The organism is Iningainema tapete BLCC-T55 (assembly GCF_014698965.1).
In the GTDB taxonomy this organism is placed as follows: Bacteria; Cyanobacteriota; Cyanobacteriia; order Cyanobacteriales; family Nostocaceae; genus Iningainema; species Iningainema tapete.
Genome location: NZ_JACXAE010000061.1, coordinates 26,298 through 50,161, shown reverse-complemented (window position 1 = coordinate 50,161; position 23,864 = coordinate 26,298). Strand labels below are relative to the sequence as shown.

The 23,864-nt window shown below is 40.7% G+C and carries 26 protein-coding genes and 2 tRNA genes; 12 read left to right on the top strand and 16 right to left on the bottom strand.

Annotation, left to right across the window (positions count from 1 at the left end; genetic code table 11):
* The first annotated feature begins 79 nt into the window (after window positions 1-79).
* The 3 genes from hypA (at window position 80) to ICL16_RS17945 (ending at window position 2,981) form a co-directional block, all read left to right on the top strand.
* Complete coding sequence (gene hypA, locus ICL16_RS17955) at window positions 80-421, top strand: hydrogenase maturation nickel metallochaperone HypA (protein WP_190830236.1); 342 nt, start codon at window positions 80-82, stop codon at window positions 419-421.
* Window positions 412-1,227, top strand: coding sequence for a hydrogenase nickel incorporation protein HypB (gene hypB, locus ICL16_RS17950; RefSeq protein ID WP_190830234.1), 816 nt, complete (start codon window positions 412-414; stop codon window positions 1,225-1,227). The genes hypA and hypB overlap by 10 nt, the downstream gene beginning before the upstream one ends.
* 365 nt (window positions 1,228-1,592) lie before the next feature.
* On the top strand, window positions 1,593-2,981 hold the full coding sequence (locus tag ICL16_RS17945; RefSeq protein WP_190830232.1) for a hypothetical protein: 1,389 nt from the start codon (window positions 1,593-1,595) through the stop codon (window positions 2,979-2,981).
* 106 nt (window positions 2,982-3,087) lie between these two features.
* On the opposite strand, the gene ICL16_RS17940 is transcribed toward ICL16_RS17945, so the two are convergent.
* The 8 genes from ICL16_RS17940 to ICL16_RS17905 all read right to left on the bottom strand — a co-directional run bounded on the left by ICL16_RS17940 (window position 3,088) and on the right by ICL16_RS17905 (window position 7,237).
* Entirely contained in the window at window positions 3,088-3,606 is a 519-nt protein-coding gene (locus ICL16_RS17940; protein WP_190830230.1) for a hypothetical protein, read from the bottom strand.
* On the bottom strand, window positions 3,603-4,046 hold the full coding sequence (locus ICL16_RS17935) for a DUF6932 family protein (protein WP_190830229.1): 444 nt from the start codon (window positions 4,044-4,046) through the stop codon (window positions 3,603-3,605). Before ICL16_RS17935 ends, ICL16_RS17940 begins: the two co-directional genes overlap by 4 nt.
* A gap of 233 nt (window positions 4,047-4,279) precedes the next feature.
* Window positions 4,280-4,651, bottom strand: coding sequence for a hypothetical protein (locus ICL16_RS17930; protein ID WP_190830227.1), 372 nt, complete (start codon window positions 4,649-4,651; stop codon window positions 4,280-4,282).
* Complete coding sequence (locus ICL16_RS17925; RefSeq protein WP_190830373.1) at window positions 4,648-5,649, bottom strand: LLM class flavin-dependent oxidoreductase; 1,002 nt, start codon at window positions 5,647-5,649, stop codon at window positions 4,648-4,650. The genes ICL16_RS17930 and ICL16_RS17925 overlap by 4 nt, the downstream gene beginning before the upstream one ends.
* Window positions 5,650-5,666: 17 nt before the next feature.
* Window positions 5,667-6,002 carry a hypothetical protein gene (locus ICL16_RS17920; protein ID WP_190830370.1) on the bottom strand — a complete coding sequence of 112 codons (336 nt, stop codon included), beginning with the start codon at window positions 6,000-6,002 and terminating at the stop codon, window positions 5,667-5,669.
* Between the two features lie 172 nt (window positions 6,003-6,174).
* On the bottom strand, window positions 6,175-6,486 hold the full coding sequence (locus tag ICL16_RS17915; protein WP_190830225.1) for a hypothetical protein: 312 nt from the start codon (window positions 6,484-6,486) through the stop codon (window positions 6,175-6,177).
* A gap of 2 nt (window positions 6,487-6,488) precedes the next feature.
* Window positions 6,489-6,740: a hypothetical protein gene (locus tag ICL16_RS17910; protein ID WP_190830223.1), complete on the bottom strand. Its 252-nt coding sequence runs from the start codon at window positions 6,738-6,740 to the stop codon at window positions 6,489-6,491.
* 74 nt (window positions 6,741-6,814) lie between these two features.
* The gene (locus ICL16_RS17905) at window positions 6,815-7,237 is read right to left on the bottom strand and encodes a hypothetical protein (protein ID WP_190830221.1); all 423 of its coding nucleotides are present in this window, start codon (window positions 7,235-7,237) and stop codon (window positions 6,815-6,817) included.
* Window positions 7,238-7,829: 592 nt separating this feature from the next.
* Between ICL16_RS17905 and cysK the strand changes: the two genes are divergently transcribed.
* Entirely contained in the window at window positions 7,830-8,786 is a 957-nt protein-coding gene (cysK, locus tag ICL16_RS17900; RefSeq protein WP_190830219.1) for a cysteine synthase A, read from the top strand.
* A gap of 32 nt (window positions 8,787-8,818) precedes the next feature.
* Here the strand turns inward: cysK and ICL16_RS17895 are convergent, their stop codons facing one another.
* The 4 genes from ICL16_RS17895 to ICL16_RS17880 all read right to left on the bottom strand — a co-directional run bounded on the left by ICL16_RS17895 (window position 8,819) and on the right by ICL16_RS17880 (window position 11,920).
* Complete coding sequence (locus ICL16_RS17895; protein WP_190830217.1) at window positions 8,819-10,345, bottom strand: slipin family protein; 1,527 nt, start codon at window positions 10,343-10,345, stop codon at window positions 8,819-8,821.
* 519 nt (window positions 10,346-10,864) lie between these two features.
* A tRNA-Ile gene (locus ICL16_RS17890) sits at window positions 10,865-10,939 on the bottom strand.
* A 3-nt stretch (window positions 10,940-10,942) separates the two neighbouring features.
* A tRNA-Lys gene (locus ICL16_RS17885) sits at window positions 10,943-11,016 on the bottom strand.
* Between the two features lie 196 nt (window positions 11,017-11,212).
* Window positions 11,213-11,920 (bottom strand): serine/threonine protein kinase, encoded by a 708-nt coding sequence (locus ICL16_RS17880; protein WP_190830215.1) that lies wholly within the window; start codon window positions 11,918-11,920, stop codon window positions 11,213-11,215.
* 243 nt (window positions 11,921-12,163) lie between these two features.
* Between ICL16_RS17880 and ICL16_RS17875 the strand changes: the two genes are divergently transcribed.
* Both ICL16_RS17875 and ICL16_RS17870 read left to right on the top strand, forming a co-directional pair.
* Window positions 12,164-12,547 (top strand): hypothetical protein, encoded by a 384-nt coding sequence (locus ICL16_RS17875; RefSeq protein ID WP_190830213.1) that lies wholly within the window; start codon window positions 12,164-12,166, stop codon window positions 12,545-12,547.
* A gap of 149 nt (window positions 12,548-12,696) precedes the next feature.
* Window positions 12,697-13,002, top strand: a complete 306-nt coding sequence (locus ICL16_RS17870) for a hypothetical protein (protein WP_190830212.1) — start codon at window positions 12,697-12,699, stop codon at window positions 13,000-13,002.
* Between the two features lie 88 nt (window positions 13,003-13,090).
* Here the strand turns inward: ICL16_RS17870 and ICL16_RS17865 are convergent, their stop codons facing one another.
* Entirely contained in the window at window positions 13,091-13,921 is an 831-nt protein-coding gene (locus tag ICL16_RS17865; protein WP_190830210.1) for a TetR/AcrR family transcriptional regulator, read from the bottom strand.
* 109 nt (window positions 13,922-14,030) lie between these two features.
* On the opposite strand from ICL16_RS17865, the gene ICL16_RS17860 reads away from it, so the two are divergent.
* Genes ICL16_RS17860 through ICL16_RS17850 form a run of 3 tightly spaced genes read left to right on the top strand, consistent with a single transcriptional unit; the run spans window position 14,031 to window position 17,307 of the window.
* Window positions 14,031-15,329, top strand: a complete 1,299-nt coding sequence (locus ICL16_RS17860; protein WP_190830207.1) for an ABC exporter membrane fusion protein — start codon at window positions 14,031-14,033, stop codon at window positions 15,327-15,329.
* Between the two features lie 48 nt (window positions 15,330-15,377).
* Complete coding sequence (gene devC / locus ICL16_RS17855; RefSeq protein ID WP_190830205.1) at window positions 15,378-16,553, top strand: ABC transporter permease DevC; 1,176 nt, start codon at window positions 15,378-15,380, stop codon at window positions 16,551-16,553.
* Window positions 16,554-16,605: 52 nt separating this feature from the next.
* A complete protein-coding gene (locus ICL16_RS17850) occupies window positions 16,606-17,307 on the top strand; it encodes a DevA family ABC transporter ATP-binding protein (RefSeq protein WP_190830203.1) in 702 nt (233 codons plus the stop codon).
* Window positions 17,308-17,808: 501 nt separating this feature from the next.
* On the opposite strand, the gene ICL16_RS17845 is transcribed toward ICL16_RS17850, so the two are convergent.
* The 3 genes from ICL16_RS17845 to ICL16_RS17835 all read right to left on the bottom strand — a co-directional run bounded on the left by ICL16_RS17845 (window position 17,809) and on the right by ICL16_RS17835 (window position 19,885).
* Window positions 17,809-18,246 (bottom strand): site-specific DNA-methyltransferase, encoded by a 438-nt coding sequence (locus tag ICL16_RS17845; protein ID WP_190830202.1) that lies wholly within the window; start codon window positions 18,244-18,246, stop codon window positions 17,809-17,811.
* Between the two features lie 27 nt (window positions 18,247-18,273).
* Window positions 18,274-19,380 carry a DNA-processing protein DprA gene (gene dprA / locus ICL16_RS17840; RefSeq protein WP_190830199.1) on the bottom strand — a complete coding sequence of 369 codons (1,107 nt, stop codon included), beginning with the start codon at window positions 19,378-19,380 and terminating at the stop codon, window positions 18,274-18,276.
* Between the two features lie 127 nt (window positions 19,381-19,507).
* Complete coding sequence (locus ICL16_RS17835; RefSeq protein ID WP_190830197.1) at window positions 19,508-19,885, bottom strand: NHL repeat-containing protein; 378 nt, start codon at window positions 19,883-19,885, stop codon at window positions 19,508-19,510.
* A gap of 333 nt (window positions 19,886-20,218) precedes the next feature.
* Here ICL16_RS17835 and ICL16_RS17830 point away from each other — a divergent pair, with 333 nt between their 5' ends.
* The 3 genes from ICL16_RS17830 to ICL16_RS17820 all read left to right on the top strand — a co-directional run bounded on the left by ICL16_RS17830 (window position 20,219) and on the right by ICL16_RS17820 (window position 23,775).
* Window positions 20,219-21,619, top strand: a complete 1,401-nt coding sequence (locus ICL16_RS17830; protein ID WP_190830195.1) for a 2-succinylbenzoate--CoA ligase — start codon at window positions 20,219-20,221, stop codon at window positions 21,617-21,619.
* Window positions 21,620-21,854: 235 nt separating this feature from the next.
* Window positions 21,855-23,102 carry a hypothetical protein gene (locus ICL16_RS17825; protein ID WP_190830193.1) on the top strand — a complete coding sequence of 416 codons (1,248 nt, stop codon included), beginning with the start codon at window positions 21,855-21,857 and terminating at the stop codon, window positions 23,100-23,102.
* Window positions 23,095-23,775, top strand: coding sequence for a methyltransferase domain-containing protein (locus tag ICL16_RS17820; RefSeq protein WP_190830191.1), 681 nt, complete (start codon window positions 23,095-23,097; stop codon window positions 23,773-23,775). Before ICL16_RS17825 ends, ICL16_RS17820 begins: the two co-directional genes overlap by 8 nt.
* Window positions 23,776-23,864: the final 89 nt, after the last annotated feature.

Sequence of the window (23,864 nt, the reverse complement as noted above, 5' to 3'; positions counted from 1 at the left end):
ATAGCGCTAAAGCGCAACTACATACCACCTCTTTATTCTTCTCTTGGCGCTCTTGGCGTCTTGGCGGTTCATTAAAATCATGCATGAACTAGGAATCACACAAAATATCGTAGCCATAGTAACCGAAAACGCCCAACAAAAAAAAGTAAAAAGAGTATTATTAGAAATAGGCAAACTCACCGCCATCATGCCAGATGCCATCAGATTTTGTTTCGACATTTGTTCACAAGGCACACTTTTAGAAAACGCCAAATTAGAAATATTAGAAACACCAGGATTAGCGAAATGTCGCCAATGTGGCGCAGAAATTACCCTAGAAAAACCCTTTGGCATCTGTAATTGTGGCAGCAAGCACTTAGATTTAATAGCTGGGCAAGAACTAAAAATTAAAGAAATAGAAATAGAGGAATTATGTGTGTAACCTGCGGCTGTTCCGATGATACTGAAGCAAAAATTACCAATCTTGAAGGTGTTAACACTCATCACCATCACACTCACACCTTACCTGACGGCACGATAATCACCCACTCTCACAGTCACGACACCATAGCCGAAGCATCTGTTCATGCCCATATCCATAGCACAAATATTTCTTTAGAGCAAGATATTTTAGCGAAAAATAACTTAATAGCAGCCCAAAATCGCGGATGGTTCAAAGGTAGAAACATTTTTGCTTTAAATCTCATGAGTTCTCCAGGTTCAGGGAAAACAACTTTATTAACCCGCACTATCAATGATTTAAAGCATCAATTAACTATCAGTGTAATTGAAGGCGACCAAGAAACTACTAATGATGCGCAAAAAATTAAAGAAACAGGTTGTAAAGTTGTCCAAATTAACACGGGAACAGGCTGTCATTTAGATGCAGCAATGGTAGAAAGGGGATTAGAACAACTGAATCCCCCATTAAACTCGGTAGTGATGATTGAGAATGTTGGTAATCTTGTTTGCCCAGCTTTATTTGATTTGGGTGAACATCTCAAAGCGGTGATACTCTCTGTTACAGAAGGCGAAGACAAGCCGATGAAATACCCCCATATGTTCCAAAAAAGTGAGATGATGATTCTCACCAAAATAGATTTACTACCTTACGTGCAGTTTGACGTTCAACGTTGCATAGAATACGCTCAGCAGGTTAATCCCGAAATTCAGATTTTTCAGGTTTCTGCATTGACAGGCACTGGGTTGGATAATTGGTACAAGTGGCTAACGCAATACGCAATTTAATTTTGTGCCAATTTGGCAACTACTACGTTTAATTCCAGAGTATCTTGTGAATCAATGAGTCTTGCATAAATACTCATTGAGCGAAAACTCTCTAACCAGGTTGTTATCAGGGTGTTCTATCAAAAACACTCGCGCTAGAGTTTTTTGCGCTCGTAATATCCTATTTGAATCACTTATTTGAAACAGTGTAAACCCCAGGTGATGAGCCTGGGGTTTTGCTTTGGGTGGCGCAGATTTTTGCATAATTTCTGTGGTGTCTAGAGATATACAGTTATAAAGCCGTCGCAAAGCATTTCAGGAATTGGTAAAAGCCAACGAGTAGAAATGTTTTAGAGGCTTCATGCCCAAATATCAGTGATTTATGTATGAATACTCAGGAATTAAAACTCTATCAGCGTATTCAGCAGTTCTCATTGGATGAAATTGATGCAAAATTATCTTTCACTCAACGCCTTGCCAGGGATAATAATTGGACAACTGAATATGCTCAACGGGTGATTGAGGAATACAAAAAATTTGCATTTTTAGCTGTTGTTGCCGATCATCCAGTCACCCCTTCAGATCAAGTAGATCAAGTATGGCATTTACACCTTCTTTATACCCGCTCCTACTGGGAATATTTCTGTCCTCATGTTCTACAAATGCCTTTGCATCACAATCCTACAAAAGGTGGTCAACATGAAGGGTATAAATTTAATGACTGGTACAGTAAAACTTTGGCAAGTTATGAACGGTTTTTCCAACAGCCACCAGCCGATATTTGGTTGCCTCATCATATTCGGTTTGGCAGAGATATTCATTTTGTTCGCGTCAATACAAAGCAAAACTGGATTATCCAAAAGTCGGATTTCAGTTTTTTGAGCAAGTTTCGTTTCCGTCAGGGTGCTGTCTGGATGCTGTCGCTGCTTGCACTCATTTGTATCATCACTTGGGATGTTCCCGCATTTGCAAGCTTTCCAAATCCAATTAACCGTTCATTACCTGAATTTTTCAACTTTTACCTTTTAGTTGGAGGTATTGGGATTTTATTTATAGGTATTCTCGGCTTCTTACTACAACGATTCAGAAACGATCTTCGTACTGCTTCAGTGTTATTTGCCATTCTGATGTTTGTTTTATTTAGTTTGGGGACTTTTAATTTAGCGACAGGAATTTTGAATCTATCTGGAAAGGATTTTATTGGGTTCTACATTCTATGTGCGATCGCCAGTTTTCTATTTGATTTTGCCCTCCGGCGTTGGATAAAAGCTAAACCTTCCACTTACCCTTCTGGAATTAATTCTGTTGACTATACACCATCTTGGTCAGAATTTTTACAGACGAATAAAGCACATTTAGATGGGGAAAGCATTGCAAATTGGTTAACTTTGCTCTCGATTTTTTGCCTATACTCTCTAGGAATTGCCAGGATAATCATCGGACTTTATCGACATAAACCTGTTGGTTATCTTGTTATATTATGCCTATGCATGGGTGTATATCTCCTATGGCTTCTAGGTCGTGAGAATGATAAGTTTAACTCTGTTATCCAAAAATCGATTTACCTAATCGTCTGGCTTTCAGGTATAATTTTGTTTTTCCTCGGAGCGCGTATTCTAATTTGGGTGATCTTAGCCCTGATATTTTTAATCATCATATTTTCGAGAGGAGGAAGTCATACAAGTAGTGGTTCCTCAAGCCTGGAAGGAGGTGATACAAGTAGTGGTGGTTGTGGGGACGGTGGTTGTGGTGGTTGTGGTGGTTGTGGTGGTTAAGTATTCTGAAAAAGCATCCCAGCCCCAGAGACTGGGCTGCTTTTACTATAATTGGGGAATATTTTTACTTTTGACACACAGCTATATGCATTTTTGCCAAGCCGACTTAAGATGCTGCTTGGAAAGAAATATGCACATTTTCTGAATCGCGCATAGAAATGAGTTTTTCTTTATAATAATCATCTAATTGGGCAACAAACTTGCCATTAACAAGCTTAATTCCTAATGCATCGAGTGCTGTCATAAAATCAAGAAAGCTAGCATTTTGATAATCTTTATCCTCAAAAATTTTAATCTCTGACTCTGTACGCTGACAAAATGCTGCCAATTCCTTGTGAGTTATCTTAAAAGCTATTCTAGCTTTAATTAACAAATCTGATAAATAATCAAGATTTTCTATTTCCAGTACTATTGGTTGATCGGTATCATGGGCAACCAGCGCTTCATACTCGGTAATTTCATCAAGCAGCTTCTGTCGCAGCGCATCGTTTGAGTCCTGGATTAATTGCCAACCATCAGGATCTTTTAATCTCTTCTCTTCGTTAGCCCGGAGTTTTTCATTCGCCCGCTCAAATTTTTCTACCCACTCTTTGGAATATGCCAGTTGCAAGTCGTCTTTAATCATGGCTCCCACTCCTGCAAATCTATAGCTATAATACCTTTACGATTTTGCTTTCTGTCTCGTTGAAACAATTCTATTGATGTTACCGATTCATCAACTGGCTGATCTGATGGATATATTTCACCTTGATACTTAGCTTTTTGTGCTGCACTATTATAAAAATTTAATATTTGGGGTGCATTTTTTCTCAAGTAGTCTATATCTACATCATCTCTATCCCAGCAACAGTCAAAGTCTCTTGGTTTAGGTTGGCTTGTCACAAAGCTACCGTTTATATAAAAAGTTCTACATCCAGCTGCTTTTAATTCTGCCATTGCTGCTGACATCCCTTTAATCATTAAAGCACGTCTATCTGTATAACCAAATCTCTCTTTAAACTCCAACCAATCGCAAAAGTGAATCCCTGGTGGAAGATTACCGTTTTCATCAAATTCAGGTATCATTATGAGCGGAAATTAACCACCAATACAATAATATAAAAAGTATACAATAAAACTAAGAATTTATACTAGAGTTGGAAAAAAATAGTGTAAAAAGAAACGTTGGGAAGTCGCCGCTTTCTCTGATGATTGCTGAACGTACAGGTAAGGCAATTCGTCCCCCCCCCCACTCCAGGTGCTACTTTCCTATACTGCGATGAGAGTAGGTAGGGGTGTGGGGATGGGCGCACTCTTGATTAAAGCCAATCTCGGTAAGCTGAGATTTCATTGACGCTAATTTCAAAGGGCGATCCTTTGCCAAAAGGAGGATATACGCGGATTTTGGCGCTACTGGCAAACCTTTCTAATCGATTGCCAATTTGAGGAATATTACTGACTATGTGCCAGTACGTTACTATGTCGGGAGTATCGATTACTAACATCAAGACGTTAGTGTCTGTTGTAATATACCACTGACAACTTGAGAGCAAGGCTCTTGTGATGCGATCGCACGCTTCAAAAAAGCATCTACCTGTGGAGCGCTCCAGTTGCAAACGCAGTATTTTGTCAATTTGTGAAGTCTCAGTTGGTGGTAAGTCATCTGAGGGGAGAAAGGGTTCTTTCTTCATACGTAACTTCGTACCTCTTGGTTGTAGCGCGTTAACGCCTCAACATTTTTTTGTAGATCAAAAGATGAGGGTTTCAGCGCTAGGGTGTTTAAGTTTAATTCATCTTGAAATTTTTTGATTTTGTCCCGACATGTCGCCACATCTCCAATAATTGAGTTCTCAATCAGGTAATCCTCGTCAAAACAAATGTTGTTGCGATCAAAGGGCAAAATGTTTTGATTGGGATTATTCTGTATAACTTGAGCAGAATTGGCTTTCATTTTCTTGCTAAATTTTTGAATGAAAGGCATGGCTTCGCTGACTGCCTCTTCATTTGTTTTAGCAACGAAAAAGAATCGCGCCAACATAAAGTTAACATCACCGGAATTGAAGGTGTTATATTTAGCAATAGTATTCTTCAACCGCTCTAGAGCAAATGGTGGTCCCCCCATCAGGCTGAAGGAATGTTGTGCGGCAAAGGCTATACCCTCTTCATCCCCAGTGGCGACATAGACGGGAATTTTATGCTGCAACGGTTTTGGGTAAATTGTGAGGCGATCGCAATGATAGTATTGCCCCTGAAATGACACATCCTTTTCATATAACAACTGATGAATCAACGCCATTGCTTCTAAAGTTCTAGCACGAGATTCATTCATCGGTATAGCGAAGTGCCTGTTTTGATCGGGAAAAGGACCACCTTTAGCTATTCCAAAAATCAGCCTTCCGTTACACAAGTTATCTAGTGTAGCAATGTCTTCTGCTACGCGAATCGGGTTATAAAACGGTAGCAATACCGCTCCTGTACCTAACCGAATAGTAGAAGTTATCCCTGCTAAGTGTGCCATCAACAAGAGAATTGAGGGGCTGAGGTTGGATTCATTGAAATGATGTTCTGTTACCCAGGCTTCCTCAAAGCCCAAACTTTCGGCGTGAAGAATCAACGCGACTTGATCGAAAATTGCTTGCTGGGCAATTGAGTGATGATTTTCGTAATTGCAGAACAGTCCGGTTTTCATTGCGATCGCAGTTATTTCTAAGTTGTCAGCAAATGTAAATCCAACCACATGCGCGGATCTGCACTTTTGAGCTTTGACATGGGATCGCGTAATAGTCTTGTAGCATTCAAAAAGACTACCTGAACTAACCCCATGTTCTCTGCTACTTCTCTAAGTACATATTTTTGTGCTTGCACATAGGGCATGATTTCCTTAGAGCAATAGATTCCTACATATTGCAGGCGTTTTCGCGGTCGTCCCCAGTAGGAGGTGATGACTTTCACATAACAGCCATCTAGTAATTTTCCTACTTTTGGGTAGTAGTGATTGACGACCCTCAAGAATTCTTTGGCTAGGATGTCTTCACTAATCATGACAAAACTAGTTTTTGTAGGGTTTGTCACCTTATTTAATATAACATTATTTTGTCATCTAAATCTAACAAATTACTTTTTATTTTTATAATTTTACAACAAGATTCCCGACAACTTTTACGAAGTCGGGAATCTGATGAAGTCCAGGATCTTATAAATTAAACTGATGTTGTTAACGAGAATTGCGCTCACATACTAACACCTCAGCGACAAGATCTGGCAAATCTCTCAAGTCAGTATATCCGCATGTGCCATGAACAGGAGAGATAAATGTATAGTTGGGGTCACATCCTCCGGTATCGTAGACTTGAATGTACCATCGATCTGGCAATCCTGCTACAGCTAGTTCTACGTTGTACCAACTTTGTCCAATCAAACGAGAGTTAACAACATCAAACCACTCTCTATCAGCTTCAGAAATATTCCACTCTGCCATGAGAAATTCTAACGCTATTTGTCCAGCGTCAGTTGAAGTCAAAAGCATTTTTACTCCTTATTTGAAACTTCAGGATAAAATCCCAATTCCTTAGATAACTCACGGGAAACATGAATTAAAAACTTTGCCCCATCCTCATTACCTTCGTGAGCAAACATTGTTGCCACTTGCATCATTGTCTGTATTAACCCAGCATCCAGTAATTCTGGTTGAGCTTGTAAAACTTCCGGTTCATTACCATTAGGGCAAGAAAGTAGGCGATCAATTAAATTGAAATACTGGGTTTGGCGTTCCTCTGTCATGATTATTTTTTAGGTTTATATTGCGTTATTAGTAAATCGGCTATCTCCTGTACAGACGCTCCGGCGGAGCGTCTCTACTGTTCAATACTGTGTTGCCATAGTTTTTCTAACATTTCTACTTGTTGTTGAAAAATATTAGCGCGATAAACAAGATATTTATCGTACACAATAATTGATATTACTAAGATTAGCGGGAACAACAGGACAATCCATTGCATTATCTTGAAAATTTGATATTGTTGAAGACAACTGAGAAGTTTAACAATATCAAAATTATTTTTTTTGATACTAGCTTTACTTGGCTCCAATTCTAGTTCTGTTGATTGGGAAGTTGATGTGATATCAGTACTACTATGATTAACTTCACAAGCGACATGTTGTGTTTGTACGAGCGACTGATGTTGCTCCCAGACAAAACTAAAGACTAATATCCCAGGAGAAAATACAACTAAAGTAACGAAACAAACTGTGAGGAATTTTATAAGTTTACACTTCATATTGTCCAAGCAGTTATCAGTTATCAGTTATCACTGTTTGCTGTTCACTGGTAACTGTTTAAGAAGTCCCCCCTCGTTCTCTAGGTGGAAGCCTGAGAATGTAGGGGGGTAGAGGGGAATCTCTGCGTAAATCCTATAGCTTTTATATCAGTCACCTTTGTTGAGGGCATTTTACCCACACTGGATCAAGATTATTAAATTAATTAAGCGGGTACTCAAAGGCTAGAATTGGCATCAGATATAGATTGAAAAAATTTTTGGGGTATGGGTGTTAGTATTTTTGAGTCATGGTACTAGTATTTACCCTTTGGGGGTTCTAGCATTTGTGTACTCAAAAATAAAAGGATTCGTAGAGACGCCCCGGCGGGGCGTCTCTACAGGAGTCAGAAGAAGTGGATTAGCAGAATATCTAGCACATATGATGTTTGTAAACTATTAAAATTAACTAAAATTACCCAAAAATTAAATTTAATTACAAATTTAGAAGTTTATTTATCAACCAATCAGAGCTAAGATGAATAAAGAGAAAATATTTAAAATTGTTATATAAAAACACACATTAGGTAACAAAGTAGGTTTTTAGGAGTTATTAATGCGGATTGCTCGGAACGTAACAGAATTGATTGGACGAACTCCTTTAGTTCAACTCAACAAGATTCCCCAAGAGTCGGGCTGTGTGGCCAGAATTGTTGTGAAACTTGAAGGAATGAACCCAGCAGCTTCAGTGAAAGACCGGATCGCTGTAAGTATGGTAGAGGATGCAGAGGCTCAAGGGCTAATTGAGCCAGGAAAAAGCATTTTAGTTGAGCCTACCTCTGGGAATACGGGCATTGGACTGGCAATGGTGGCGGCGGCGCGTGGCTATGGTTTAATTTTGACTATGCCAGAAACTATGAGTATGGAACGACGCGCTATGCTCAGAGCTTATGGTGCTTCTTTGGAGTTGACACCAGGTACTGAGGGAATGCGCGGAGCTATTCGCAAAGCCGAAGAAATTGTGGCTAGTACTGATAATGCTTTCATGTTACAACAGTTCCGCAACCAAGCTAACCCCAAAATTCATAGACAAACCACCGCAGAGGAAATTTGGGAAGATACTGATGGGGCGGTAGATATAGTTATTGCAGGTGTAGGTACTGGTGGTACAATTACCGGAATTGCTGAGGTAATTAAGAGTCGCAAGCCGAGTTTTCAGGCGATCGCTGTGGAACCAATTAACAGTCCGGTGCTTTCTGGCGGAAACCCAGGACCACATAAAATTCAGGGTATTGGTGCTGGATTTATCCCTGAAATTCTCCGCACGGAGTTAATCGATGAAATCATTACTGTCAAAGATGAACAGGCGATGACATATGGGCGGCGTTTAGCCAGAGAAGAAGGTTTGTTATCTGGTATATCCTCTGGTGCAGCTTTGTACGCTGCGATACAGGTTGCCAAACGCCCAGAAAATGCAGGTCGTTTAATCGTGATGATTCAGCCTTCTTTTGGTGAACGTTACCTCAGCACTGCTATGTTCCAAGATTTGGTGATGGAGGCGTCGGTTCGCTAACGATTCTGTAGAGACGTTCCGGTGGAACGTCTCTACTGTCGATTCATGCGAATCAAGTCTGTCAAAACACTATCCAAACTCCCATTCACCTGAATTTTGTCAATCCTCTCCGCAATTCGTTCTAAAACTTCGAGTTCCTTCAAACGTAAAGCGACAGGATTATCCTCCATCACTTTCGCAGTATTCAACATACTGCGGGTAGCGGCGGTTTCTTCTCTACGTCTGACTACGTTTGCTTGAGCGGCTTTTTCTGCCTCAACTACCTTACTCAAGATAGTCTTAATCTCGCCAGGTAAAATAATATCTTTAACCCCTACAGAATCTACTTCAATTCCATAATCTACGGTTTTCTGACGAATGTATTCAGAGATACTTCTATCAATTGCGCCCTTATCCTCTAATAACGAATCCAAGCTTTTTTCACCAACTGCACCACGTAAAGCAAACTGTAACTCTTTGTACAAGAAACCAGAAATGTCTGACAACCCGTTTTTTGCCCTCAATGGATCTTGAATGCGGAACCCAGCCGTTAAATTCAAACGTAGAGGTACTTTATCTTTGGAGAGGATGTCTTGACCGGTTACTTCCATACTTTGCAGTCGGAGATCGATGATTTCGGTTTGAAAAGAGCGTCCGAATAACCACCAAGCATGTACTCCTGGCTCAAGTTGTGCTTGAAACTCTTGGTTAACGTACAGTAGTCCAACGTGCTGTGCGGGTACTTCTCTAATATGCAAACAGTGACGACTCAGCAATACAACTTCTTGCGCTCCCGAAACCAATTCAGCTACTAAAGGAGGCTGTAACTTGGCATCAGTGCTGATGTCGATAACTTCCACCTCAACACCCTGCCAAAACAGCTTGCGGCTTGTAGGTGGCAAAATAGAAATCACTTTACCCCGATACCGCACAATTGCAACTTGCGGACTCAGTAATTGTACTTGTTCACAGTAGGCAGTAACAAAGTCAGGATGTTTTTCAATTAGTACATCTTCCAAAGGAAAGTCTGGGTTGGGCATAATACGGCTGAGAGTCCGTATTGTCACATTCCTATCAAAAGACCAAAAAGCATACTCTCCTGGTTCTAAAGGTCGAACAAAATTATTTTGCACGGAAAGCATTCCAATCTCATACTCTGAGATTTGGAACTTTTTCAGTCCGTGCAATGCAACTGAGTACACTTGCTGCACAAATTCAGTCGGCAATTCCAAGCTTTCTTCCAAGTTGAACAGATAAGATTCCACCTCAATAAAACCACGCCAAAAAGCTCGCAATTGATTTGGTGCAACGCTTACCCAATTTTGACCCCAGCGTACTAAAGCAGCTTGATTGAATGCGGTTCTGACAATCAATAAATATTGTTGTAATTCTGCCGAGTGATTTCGCAACAACAGTTCTAGGTTTTCAATCTGAGCCTCTGGTTGGTTGAGATCGTAGGTTTTTACTTGCCAATGCCAACCCAGATAAGTATATGTACCGGGCTGCAAAATTTTCTTAAAGTCACTGCGGTGATATAAGATTCCGATTTCGTTAGGTTTAATATAAAAGGTTTTCCACATAGATAATTTGGGCAAGCGTAACCAACTGAGAATTTTTGATAAAAATATTTGTAACTTCGGTAGCTAAAATCTAGTCGGCAATCCTTGTAGAGACGTTCCATGGAACGTCTCTACATTGTTTTTTGGAGATATCTAGTGTGCCTAGTACCTATTATCTGTAATATATATACTACAACATATTTTTTTATTCTGCCAGTGCAAGTGTTTACCTGGAAGTTGCGGGCAAAAGCTTCTCCTTAACTGGATTAAGAGTGCTGCCACTCTTCAATAGATTACCCTTGAGCAATCCAAAAAAAGTAAACAGCCCTCAAATATGCCGTTCGGCTTGCCCATCGGTGAATCCCCGTAGAGAAACCGGATGTGGAAAACGAAGGACATACTCAAGTTAGGGAGAGATACAGTTGCGCTAGCTTCTTTACTGTGATATGACACCTGCATGACAGAGTTTGAAAGATGGGATTTCTCCCGAACCACAATTGGCTACCGTGACAGGGTAGTGTCTTTTAACCCGGACAGGGTTGGTGGAAAGTATAGGAATCGAACCTACAACCAATCGATTATGAGTCGATTGCTCTACCAGTGAGCTAACTTTCTGGGTGATTGATACAGGAGTTGAACCTGTGACATATCGATTAAGAGTCGATTGCTCTACCTGACTGAGCTAATCAAACGATATAGTTCAAAGCACTCGGCGATATACGCTCATACCAGATGTTGGCGCACCAGTCAGGCATACAGAACCTGAACCATAGCTTTGTAACTTTGTAACTATCCCGCTACAAATATAACACAGGCGTAAAAAGTGGCAAGCGAAACAAAGTCTGCGATCGCGTTTTGTCGCATAACTTGCAGGCGTAAAAAGTCAAATCACCGATGATTCCTTTGCGACAACTTGTTGAAGCGAAATCCAACTAGTCGCAGACAGGTGTTTTTGATTGAATTCAAGAAGCGATAAGTCCACCGGACAACATCTAAGAGAAAGTAGGGTACTCGTAACCGCAAAGGAGATAAAATAGGTTGGTACAGCCAGTAGTATGCCTTCTTCAAGTCATCCCACTTTGAGCATTTCTCTTGGTGAAGGAAGTCAGAGATGTCTACGACTAGTCCCCTACCTTCAAACATCATAACATTTTTACCGTGGACATCATGAGGGTAGAGATCCCGCGCACGGGCATAGTCTAAAGCAGCGTCGATGTCTCGAATCACTTGCTTTGGAATACGCAAACCTTTGTGCATAGAGTCGTAAAGAGTCACTCCCCGCAACCGCTTCAAGATTAAGAAGCCATCTTTGGCATAAAAACACTCAGAGAAAGCAGGGTGAGAACCCAAGCGACGGTATACTTCCACTTCTTCCTCAAAGCCTGGACGTCCCGGTGCATAAATCTTTACCACTTGCTCTGGGAAGTCTGGGTGACAAACTACTGCTGCGTAGTTCCCTGCTCCCAAAAGCCGCCAAGGGTGGGGGACATGGTGGACTTTGACTGGGTTATGGGGATCGACACTCTCGATTTGTAATCCAGGAAGCAGCTCTTGGTGGATACTTTCGATTAGCCGATTCATCAGAGATATATCCATATTTAATAAAATTATAGGTAATTATGACAAAGCCGTGGAAAGCATCGAGAGCTTTCTTCTTCATTTTTACTTTAAGCGATTTCCATGGCTTGAGTTGAACTACGCAGATTCTATCTCATCTGCTGTCATCACTTGCGATCGCTTACAATTATTGATCTTTTGGCTGCAAGCCGAGTTATAAAAAGAAATGTAACAATTGATCGTAGCTAGCTTTTGCTATTATTTCTACACAGGAGAGCTTTTATGATCGTCGAAAAGGGTGCAACTAGATACATCTTCCTCATCGCCGGGGTGGCTGCATTAGGTATCAGTTATTTCACACCTCAAATAGTATGGGCGCAAAATAATACTAACTCTTCGCCCAGAGGTGTGGGCAGCGTTACTAATTATCCTTCTGGGACACGTATTTATCAAAATGGCAGAATTAGCACACCTCAAGGTGATGTTTATCCGACCAATACCATTAATAATGGCAACGGCGTTACCACTTATTACTATCAAGATGGCACACGCATCACCACTAAAAGTAACACGGTTAGTCCTAGTGGGACGTTTCTACAACCAGGAGTGAATGGAGGACTTAAGCTCCCCAGCCCAACTTTGATTCCCCAACCGCCATCTCGTTAAGACTTTCAATACTTACTCATCCAATTGGGGGATATTGTTAGGCAGTTTACTCACACAGAGGGTGCTATTATGGCGAATGCAACCGTACCAGACGCGAGCGTTCGCCTCTGGTTCATGCGCCCTTCAATATTAGTTACTACTACAATCCAATGAGCAAATTTCAAATTAGTATCGACCTTGAGAATGTAGATTTAGCCTCCCTTGACACAGAAGAGGATTTTCGTGAAGAGGCAAAAAGATTACTGACTAAGACACTGATCAAAGTCGGTGAATCTATGGGTGAGAAAACATGGGAGAACTTACAAAAAGGTCTTAAGGGTTCTCAAAGTGAAAAACGTAAGTTTATTCTCGAAACAGGTAGAAATTATCAAAAAAATGCCAGTCGGCGCGAAAGGCAAGAATTGGAAGACTACATAGTTGAACAGTTACGTCAACATAAAAAATCTGGTAATTAAGCCATGTATATACTAAATGAGTAAAAGTTCTTTGAGTAGATGAGAGCAAACGGCTTTTTCTAGCTCTGACCATGTATATACAAAAAACTTAACTTAGTTCACCATCGCGAGCGAAGATTTCAATCACCTCTGTTCGACTAAGCTTGTGTTTAGCAGCGATCGCCGCTAAATTCTCCCAGGCTGTATCTGTAAGTCTAATCGATCTTAGACGTTTAGGACAGGAGTGATCATCTGGCTCAAATTTACCTGAATCGTCACGGTTACGCCTGAGCGATTTTTGCTTTGTACCGGAAAATTGATCTAATTGTAGCGTTGGATCATTGACAACAATCAAATTAATCAAATTGTCAATCAGGCGATCGCGTTCCATTGGTACAATGTCTTTACCATGTAGTACTTCTTGGACGAGGATAAAATGTACTAACGTGCCGACAAAGATTCGCGCTGTAGCTTGTGGATCGCTAATATTAAGTTCAGTGCAAGAAGCCAGGAATTGACTGAGATCCTCTAAGGATGATTTTTCCAGGTTTTCCACAAAAGCTCGCGCTAACTCTGGAAAGCGCCCAGATTCGCCAATAATCAAACGCATGAACGGTAGCACCAGTTGTTGATCCTCAAGAATATTGTCTAACATCTTCGCTGCGAACTGGCGCAAAACAATAGACGCTGGCACTTTTTGTGCTTGGTTCTGTTTAAATACTGCATAGCACTTTTCTCTTGCTAACTTCTTAATTAGTGCTGTAAATAATCCTTCCTTGTCTTGAAAGTAGCTGTATACCGTTGCTTTAGACACCCCGGCTGCTGCTGTCACTCGATCCATTGTTGTCGCCGCATAACCATGTGTCAAAAACTCTCGCATCGCACCTGCTAGGATGGCTTCGACTTTTTCGTCTGATTGCCGCTCTAGGTTATCCGTCATTTTTCTTCTTGCTTTTACTTTGAGTACTTGACATATTGTACTGTACAGTTTAGTTTAGAAGAAAGCAACTAAACTAACTAGTTTACTCATGTCTCATAGGAGGCATTTTATGGTGCGCACAAATATAGCTCACAGTCCTGTATCATTCAAACCGAATTCGCGCCAACTAATTGTACTGGCGATCGCGACAACTCTAGCCATTGGTGGAGTAATTACCCAGAGGCATTACCAATCACAGCAGTCGAAAGTGACTCAAACAGTCCCCAGCATACCAAAAGTAACAAAAGTGGTAGCCTTGGGCAGGATAGAACCGCTTGGAGAAGTAATCAAAGTTTCTGCGCCCACGTCTAGTCAAGAGAATCGAGTAGAAAAATTGTTAGTCAAAGAAGGGCAGGAGGTAAAAGCAGGGCAGGCGCTGGCAATTCTTGATAGTAAAGATCGTCTTGAAGCTGCCGTCGTTAAAGCACAAGAACAAGTAAAAGTCAAGCAAGCGAACTTAGCAAAAGTTCTTTCCGGCGCAAAAAAAGGTGAAATTAATGCCCAAAAAGCCACAGTTGACAGAGAGAAAGCACAATGGCTGGGTGAGAAAACAGCTCAAGAGGAAGTCATTAAAAGACTAAAAGCACAATGGCAAGGTGACAAAATAGCCCAACAAGCAACTATTAGCAAACTAGAAGCAGAGTTAAAAAATGCCCAAGCAGAATATCAACGCCATCAGCAGCTATATTCTGAAGGTGCAATTTCAAAATCTTCCTTTGACAGCAAGCGCCTAAGTTTAGACACTGCCACACAACAAGTAAGGGAAGCCAAGGCAATACTCACTCGGATAGATACTACCAGTAGCAAACAAATCAGCGAAGCCCAAGTAGTACTCATCCGCATTAACGCCACTGGTGGCAAGCAAGTTAATCAAGCACAATCAACTTTGCAACAAATATCCGAGGTACGCCCAGTAGATGTACAGATAGCTTCATCAGAAGTGAACAACGCCAGAGCAGAAGTAAACCAAGCAAAGAAAAATTTAGAACAAGCTTACGTGCGATCGCCTCAAGACGGTCAAGTATTAGATATACATACACGCTCTGGGGAGGTAGTGTCAAGTGATGGGATCGTCGAGATTGGGCAAACCAATCAAATGTATGTAGTTGCAGAAGTTTACGAAAGTGATGTGAGCAAAGTTCGTCTTGGGCAGCAAGTGCGAATCTTCAGCGATTCTCTACCTAGTGAATTACAGGGAAAAGTTGATCGACTAGGCTTGCAGGTGCAACGACAAAGCGTAGTCAACTCCGATCCTAGTACAAACATTGACGCCAGAGTAGTAGAAGTTCATATCCGACTCGATCAACCATCAAGTCAGAAAGCCGCCAGATTCACCAATTTACAAGTCAAAGCAGCAATCGAACTGTAGAGACGCCCCGGTGGGGCGTCTCCACGCTACCAAAATCTAAAATTAATTATGATTAAATTCATCCAGCAACTGCAGCGACGAACACCTTTAGGATGGCTGCAATTAAATCATGAAAGAAATCGTTTGTTAGTAGCATTATCTGGCATAGCCTTTGCCGATGTTCTCATGTTTATGCAGCTTGGTTTTCAAAACGCACTGTATGACAGTAATACTCGTCTTAACCGAGTTTTGCATACAGATATTGTTCTTGTCAGTCCCAAGGCTCGTAATATGCAGAATTTATCTACATTTTCCCGACGGCGACTGTATCAAGCATCCTCCATATCGGGAGTGAAGTCAGCAGAAGCAATGTACGTCAACATGATTACTTGGAAAAATCCCCAAACCCGTAAGGAAACTTCTATTCAGGTGATGGGAGTCAATCCTGACCAACCAAGTTTTACTTTACCAGAAGTTAGTCAACAGTTAGATCAGATTAAGCTAGCAAATACTTTCTTATTTGATCGTGGTTCTAAAGGAGATTATAAAATTGCTCTTGCTCAAGTTGAACAGGGTAAGACTGTTACCACAGAAATAGAAAACCATACCATCACTATCGGTGGCTTGTTTAGTTTGGGGACTTCCTTTGGGGCTGACGGTAACTTAATTACTAGCGATGAGAATTTTTTAAGGCTCTTTCCTAGACGAGAGGCAGCTAGTATTAATCTGGGTTTAATTCATCTTGAACCAGGTTATGATGCAGAGCAGGTAGCAACAGCGTTAAAAAACTACTTGCCAAAGGATGTTAAAGTTTTTACTCACCAGGAATTTATCAAGTTTGAGGAAAAATACTGGCAGACAGAAAGTCCAATTGGCTTTATCTTTGGTTTAGGTGTATCGATGGGGTTTATTGTCGGGATTATTATTGTTTATCAAGTTCTTTCTACTGATGTGAATTCTCACATGAAGGAGTACGCTACTTTCAAAGCAATGGGATATCAAAATATCTATCTGCTAGGGGTAATTTTTGAAGAAGCACTGATTCTGGCATTTCTAGGCTTTATTCCTGGAACGATTGTACCTTTGGGACTTTATCATCTGGCGAAGAGTGCGACAAATTTACCTATATATATGACTTTAGCACGAGCTTTGCTTGTGTTGGTGCTGACGATCGCTATGTGTGTGATTTCTGGAGCGATCGCTACTCGCAAGCTCCAAGCTGCCGATCCGGCGGATATGTTTTAGCTAATGGAAGACTGGCTAATAGCGCAATTAACAATTAACAATTAACAATTTTATGGAGCCTGTAATTTCTGTTAAGAGTCTTGACCATTTCTTTGGGCAAGGTCAATTGCGTAAGCAAGTTTTATTTGATATTAATTTAGATATTTATGCAGGTGAGATTATTATTATGACGGGACCTTCTGGTTCTGGCAAAACTACTCTGCTAACGTTGGTAGGTGGGTTGCGTTCTGCTCAATCTGGTAGTTTGCGTGTATTGGGACGAGAGTTGTGCAAAGCTAGTGCAGCAGAATTAACTTTGGCGCGGCGCAATCACGGTTATATCTTTCAAGCACATAACTTGCATGGTAGTTTGACGGCTTTACAAAATGTGAGGATGGGTTTGGAGTTGCACAAACATATTACTCCAGAACAGATGTTGACTCGTTCTAGTGCTATGTTGGAGCAGGTAGGATTGGGGCATCGTCTCAATTATTATCCTGATGATTTGTCTGGAGGACAAAAACAACGGGTGGCTATTGCTCGTGCATTGGTTGCGGAACCGAAAATTGTCCTTGCCGATGAACCTACAGCAGCACTTGATAAAAAATCCGGTCGTGATGTGGTAGATTTGATGCAACGCCTTGCTAAAGAACATGGCTGTACAATTTTGTTGGTCACTCACGATAACCGGATTCTGGATATCGCCGATCACATTATCTACATGGAAGATGGTCGTTTGGCAACCGATCCCAATGCTGTGGCATTGGTAGAGTAGCAGAGTTAGCTAGTGATAAAAATATTACCTCTAAAGTTGTAGTCACGCCCTTCCTTCAGATAGAGAAAGAGGAGACTACAACTTTTATATAAATAGATGTAGAAGACAAAACTAACGCAGCAAGTATTTATTGCTACTTACAAAGTTTTTAAGTTAAAGGGTCGTATCTACTAATACAGTTTGTCTGCTCAGGGCATCTACTTTAATACACAAGCATCTACCTTGACACTCTCTGCCCTAAAAGGGTTAAAGAATCTTAAGACTTTTCAGCCCTAATATCCCTACTTCTAGGGTTCCCAGGCTCAACACGTTTGCTCGGAATCGAGCGTACTGATATCTCCTCAAGGTTGTTTCGGGCGTCTACTTTCGGTGCAGTCCACGAGTAGGTTTTTTAATCTTGGCTGATTATCGTTGGTTTTTTTGTGGCTTAAGCATTTGCTTCCCAGATCGTTAAATCTGTGTATCTTATCACCACGGTGTAAAACAACCGTATAGCAAAGGTTAAACTACTGTAGATATTGAGAATACGTATTTAAAGCAGTTATAAACTGTACAATACTTATTATATTTTGTGTATAAAATACAACTAAATATAAAAACATGACCACCAGGGCGAAGTACACGCACTACTAGCGTAGCCCATTCTACAAAGAAATTTTTCAAAACTTGACGTTCTTTACTCGTCAGTGCGGTAAATCGTGGTAAAGGGGCACGTTGATGCCCATCAAACGATGGTGGAATTCTCCAAATACCACAATTCCCATTTGCTCTTTTTACTAGCTGGTCAAAATCATATTCTTTCACACCATAAGGAGGATCTGTAACTACTGCATGAATGCTGTTTTCTGCTAGTTGACTTAAGAAAGAGAAACAGTCCGCATGTACAATAGTGGAGTTCCCTATTTTTTCTGCTGTGTATTCAAAGGAATACTGGGTCATGATTGTCAAAAGTATATCTTATCTAGTTTAACTTTTCTGATAACGCATTCCTGGTAGTTGAGAGACTAAACCCATTAATTCTAACTGCAACAAAGCACTGGAAACTGAGCTTGCAGCCATGCCAGTTTGTTGAACAATAAAATCGAAAGGGAGAGATTCGAGCGTAAGTGCATCCATTACCTGTTGCAGTTGCTCTGGTAACTTTGAAGGCTGTGGCTGTGGTGGGGTGATAAAATCAAGTTGTGGTATTGCACCAAGCATCTTTAACAGTTCGTCTAATTCCCTCACAATCATTGCCGCCCCTTGACTAATTAATTTTAAACACCCAAGGGAAGAATTGTCGTCTAATCTTCCTGGTAATGCATAAACATCTCGCCCGAATTCATTGGCATAATTAGCGGTAATTAAAGCACCGGATTTGATTGGTGCTTCTATTACCAGTACTGCACGACTCAACCCGGCGATAATGCGGTTGCGTCGGGGAAAGTGTGTGCGATCGGGTGGTGTATGTGCGGGAAACTCACTTACCACCAATCCTTGTGTTAAAATCTGTTGGTAAAGCTTTTGATTTTGGGGTGGATAGACTACATCTACACCTGTACCTAAAACAGCGATTGTTCTTCCCCCAGTTTTGAGAGTAGCCGCGTGGCTTTCAGTGTCTATTCCCTGAGCTAAGCCAGAAACAACTGTAAAACCATTTTTTGCCAAAGCTGTGCTAATTTGACGAGTCCATCTGATACCATATTCTGTGGGTTGACGTGTCCCCACAATCGCAACTTGGGGTTTTTGTCCCAAATTCTCTTGCAGTTCTACTTGACCTTGATAATATAATACGGCAGGTGGACTGGGAGTTTCTAGCAGCAAGCGGGGATAGTCTGCATCTGCGGGAGTCCAAAAATAAGGGTTTTCCTGCTGGTGTTGAGTGAGAAATTGTTCGGGAAGGATTTGCGATCGCTCCTGCACCACCTTCGCCAGAGTTTGAAAACCTATACCCTCTACTTGTGCCAACTCAGCTTTTGGCGCTTGCCATGCTGCTGCCAACGTGCCAAAATGTTGTTGCATCTTCTGCAATGATACTGGACCGATGCCAGTAATTTGCGCCCAAGCCAGCCAATATGCCCTTTCCTGTTCCAATTATCTACCCTCATGTTGTTTTATTATTGTTCCCAGATGTGAGATGATCTCCTCTCACTTAAGCTGCTAGAACTTTACGGGGGGTAGCGAATCGAATCCATTGAAGACTACATCATTAATTAGAGCATCATTGTTCTGGAAAAATCCTTAATGCATTGTCAAGCTTGACTGTACGAATAGAATTGTCAGCGTCACCAGTGATGTAAACTGTATCCTTTGCGATCGCAACTCTTGTGAAAATAAAAGGTTTTGGTCCGCTGGGAAAACCCTCAAAGCCAATTGGTAAATTCTTCTTCAAAATCACACTTCTACCAGTGTCAATATCAATAGCTTTGACACTTTGCGTCCCAGTCTCAGCAACTACTGCGATTCCGTGAGGATGGTAAGCAACGCCCTCAGGAGAGGATAAATTTGAAGCAATCACTTGACGCTCTCCAGTTGTCAGGTTGATTCGCGAGAGTTGATTGCCCAGAAACTCTGTAACTAAGACAGTGGAGTCATCCACTACAGCCAAACCAGTTGGACAGGATAAACCACCTGCAACTGTACGCCGATTGATGCCAGATTTGTCGAGGATTTGAGTAATCTGATTAAGTTACAGTAAATTCGCCGTGAATAATTAAACCCATTCGCTCAAGTTCGCTCTATCGCACTTGTTAAAGCCGCTTGCTTTGAAACTTGACGAGTGGCTTTAATTAAATTGGCTGCCTTGTGATAGTCGGTATCACACGCTTTGCAGATATAATTTAGAATTGCTTGTGATGATTTTGTACTCACTGTCCTAAATAAATCTAATGAATTTAGTGATATTATTGCTTAAAAACCAACTGAAATATATATGAAAACACCTATAGAACAATTAAGAAAACGCTCTCAAGAAAATTGGCTTTTAGGTTATGAACCTTTAGATTTTTTTACTTTAACTGAAAATTTTTACCAAAAGTTAGACAATCCTATTCCACAGAAAATATTACTAGTAGAGCCAGATCCAATTCTCTTTCTTGCGGGTTTTATCGCTGCTTACTCAAGAGGTCATCATGTTTTTTTAGGTAATCCAGCTTGGGGTTTGTTTGAATGGCAACAAGTCTTCGATTTGGTTGCACCCGATTTAGTATTGGGTAATTGTGAATGCGCTCAACAGTATCATGTAAGTTGGCGATCGCATCATCGTGATCATCTCAGTCAACCAGTCAACCAGACATTGAATCAAGCAAGTACTTTAATTATGATTCCTACAGGTGGTTCATCAGGAAGAATTCGCTTTGCGATGCACACTTGGCAGACTCTGATGGCATCAGTAGAAGGTTTCCGAGAGTATTTCCAACTTAGCGAAGTAAACTCTATATGTGTGCTACCGCTACACCATGTTAGCGGTTTAATGCAATTCATGCGTACTTTTTCATCTGGTGGTCAATTATTGATTTTGCCTTTTAAAGAACTGAAAATAGGGAAACTAGCTAATTTTGCCCCACAGGAATTTTTTATATCTTTAGTACCTACGCAATTACAAAGTATACTGAGTAATTTTCATATAGCATCTTGGTTATCTCAATGTTCTACCGTTTTACTTGGTGGCGCACCTGCTTGGTCTGAACTTTTGGAGAAAGCGAGATTTTATCACATCAGACTTGCGCCTGCTTACGGAATGACTGAAACTGCTTCACAGATTGCTACTCTCAAGCCAGAAAGCTTTTTAAATGGCACAAACGGTAGTTATCAAATTTTGCCTCATATAGACATTAAAATTTATGATGAAAAGGGAAAGTCTTTAGATTCTCAACAAATAGGTCGTATTGCTATTTATAGTCCCTCGTTGGCGCTTGGCTATTATCCTGAACTATTTTCTGAACATGGTGTTTTTTATCCTGATGATGTTGGTTTTTTAGATGAAAAAGCTGCTCTTCAGATAATTGGACGTAGTAGCGATAAAATCATTACTGGTGGAGAAAATGTTTTCCCCAGCGAAATAGAAACCGCTATTAGAGCCACTGGTTTAGTTACAGATGTGTTTGTAATTGGTAAAGCAGATAACTATTGGGGACAAATTATTAGTGCTGTTTACGTGCCGATAAATTCGGATATTTCTTCTCAAGACATACGACAGGCAATGGTTGATAAAATAGCTCATTTCAAAATCCCCAAATTATGGCTAGAAATCAAAGAAATACCTATTAATGAACAAGGAAAAGTTAATCGCCAACAAATCCAAGAACTATTAAGCAAACAAAATGCTTTTTAGTTACTTTACCTCAGATTTACACTCTTTCGCTAGAGGATTAATGATGTCGGCAATATTTTCCTGATTTTTGATTTGTTCTGACATATTTTTATTACCTAGCTTTAAATAAAATAATAGAAAATTTAGATGCAGGTACGCTTTTGGTAAATATGTACTTTTATGATGCGACACTCTTAATCAGATGGATACAATTTTAATGCGTGGCAGTTGATTAGAAAGAATAGATAAACATCACATGAAGCTAAATGTTGGTTTGCGTTTTCAAGTTTTCATTTTTATTACTGCTTTGGTAATTCTGATTTCTCGAAGAGTAGATGCAGTTTTCCATGCCCAATTTTGGGCAGAAGATGGCAAGTTTTGGTATGCTGAGGCTTATAATATTGGAATTCTAAATTCCCTTTTTTTGCCCAAAAGCGGTTATTTACAAACTATTTCCCGGCTTTGTGGTGCTGTCGCTCAATTTCTACCACTAGTATGGGCACCCAAGTTATTCAACTTGACGGCGATCGCAATTAAAATTTTACCAGTTAATCTGATTGCTTCTGTACGCTTTGCGCAGTTAATCCCCAGTCTTCAAACTAGATTGTTCCTGGCACTTTTGTATTTAGCTTTACCCAACTCTCACGAGATTCATGGTAACATTACTAATGTTCACTGGTTCTTAGCATTGCTAGCCTGCATGGTTGTGTTAGCTACGCCGAGTAGTCTAATTGTCTGGCAAGCTTTTGACATTGGAGTGATTTTGCTTGCTGGTTTGAGTAGTCCTTTCTCGGTAATACTAGCTCCCATTGCTGCATTATATTGGTGGTTGCGGCGTAGGCGGTGGACATTTATCCTATTTTTAGGTCTTTTATTAACTGCTACAGTCCAGGCAACAGCTATTTTACTCAATTGGCACAACCGTTTTTCGACAACTTTGGGCGCAACACCAGAGTTGTTTGCCAAAATTCTTGCTGCTCAAGTTTTCTTGGGTGCAATACTTGGACACAGAAGTGGTAGATTAATCAATTATCTTCCAGGAAGCATCGTTATATCAACCTTAGTTACTGTCGCCGGAATTGGCTTGGTTATTTACTGCCTACTCAAAGCTAGTTTAGAACTTCGACTTTTTACTATCTTTGCTACCGGAGTTCTGAGTATATCTCTTCTCTCACCAGTAGTCAGCAGCACCTTACCTCAATGGCAGGAGCTTTGGCTTCCTGGTGCTGGGGGACGTTATTGGTTTATCCCCATGTTGACTTTTGTGACTATATTAACTTGGTTTTTAGGTGCAAAAAGACCAAGCAAACTACGATTAACTGCTAAAATTGCTTTGGTGACAATGATTGTTGGTGTTATAGTAGACTGGCAATATCCTAAATTTGCTGACTTGGATTTCCAAGGCTATTCCCAAAAGTTTGTTGCCGCACCGATAGGAACTAAGGTAACAATTCCCATTAATCCACCCGGTTGGTTTATGGAACTTACTAAGAAAAGTGATTGATAATATTCACCGCACTCTAGTATCACTGTACGATTCTCTCCCACTGAGCGATCGCCTATATATACGTATTCGTTTACTGCTGAGCAATTTATATCTGTTAGAGAGTTATGTCCCTCAGGAAGGCACGATTCTGGATTTAGGTTGTGGGCATGGTTTATTAAGTAACCTACTAGCTATTAGCAGCCAGAAGCGGCAGGTACTGGGCATAGATATTGATGCGAAAAAAATCTCTGCCGCACAACGTACCATCGCTAACCGAAGTAATATCAAATTTGAAATTGGCGACGCGGCTTTATGCTGTGGTTCCTATGATGCTATTACCATAGCAGATATGATGTACCTCATCCCTCCTCAAACTCAACGTGTCATCTTGACAAACATCGCCAATGCTCTCAAACCAAATGGCGTATTAGTATGGAAAACTCACAGCCACCAGCCCCGGTGGAAGTATGCTATCACTTATGCTCAAGAATGGCTAATGACTAAGTTTGGTCCTACTCAAGGATCTGGTATATTTTTCATGGACGCAGAAGAGTCGATACAAGCTATTCGTACTGCTGGTTTGTATCCAGTTGTGGTGTCGATGCCAAGTAGTCTCTACAGTAATATTCTTTTTCTGGGTTTTAAGACAGGAGTCAGGAGTCAGGAGTCAGGAGATGGGAGTCAGGAGTAAGGCAAATTGTAGGAGCGAATGGTTGTTCGCCCTTACTTAAAAAATTTATCGAAAAGTATATTTTCTCATCACATATCGGTAGTCAAATA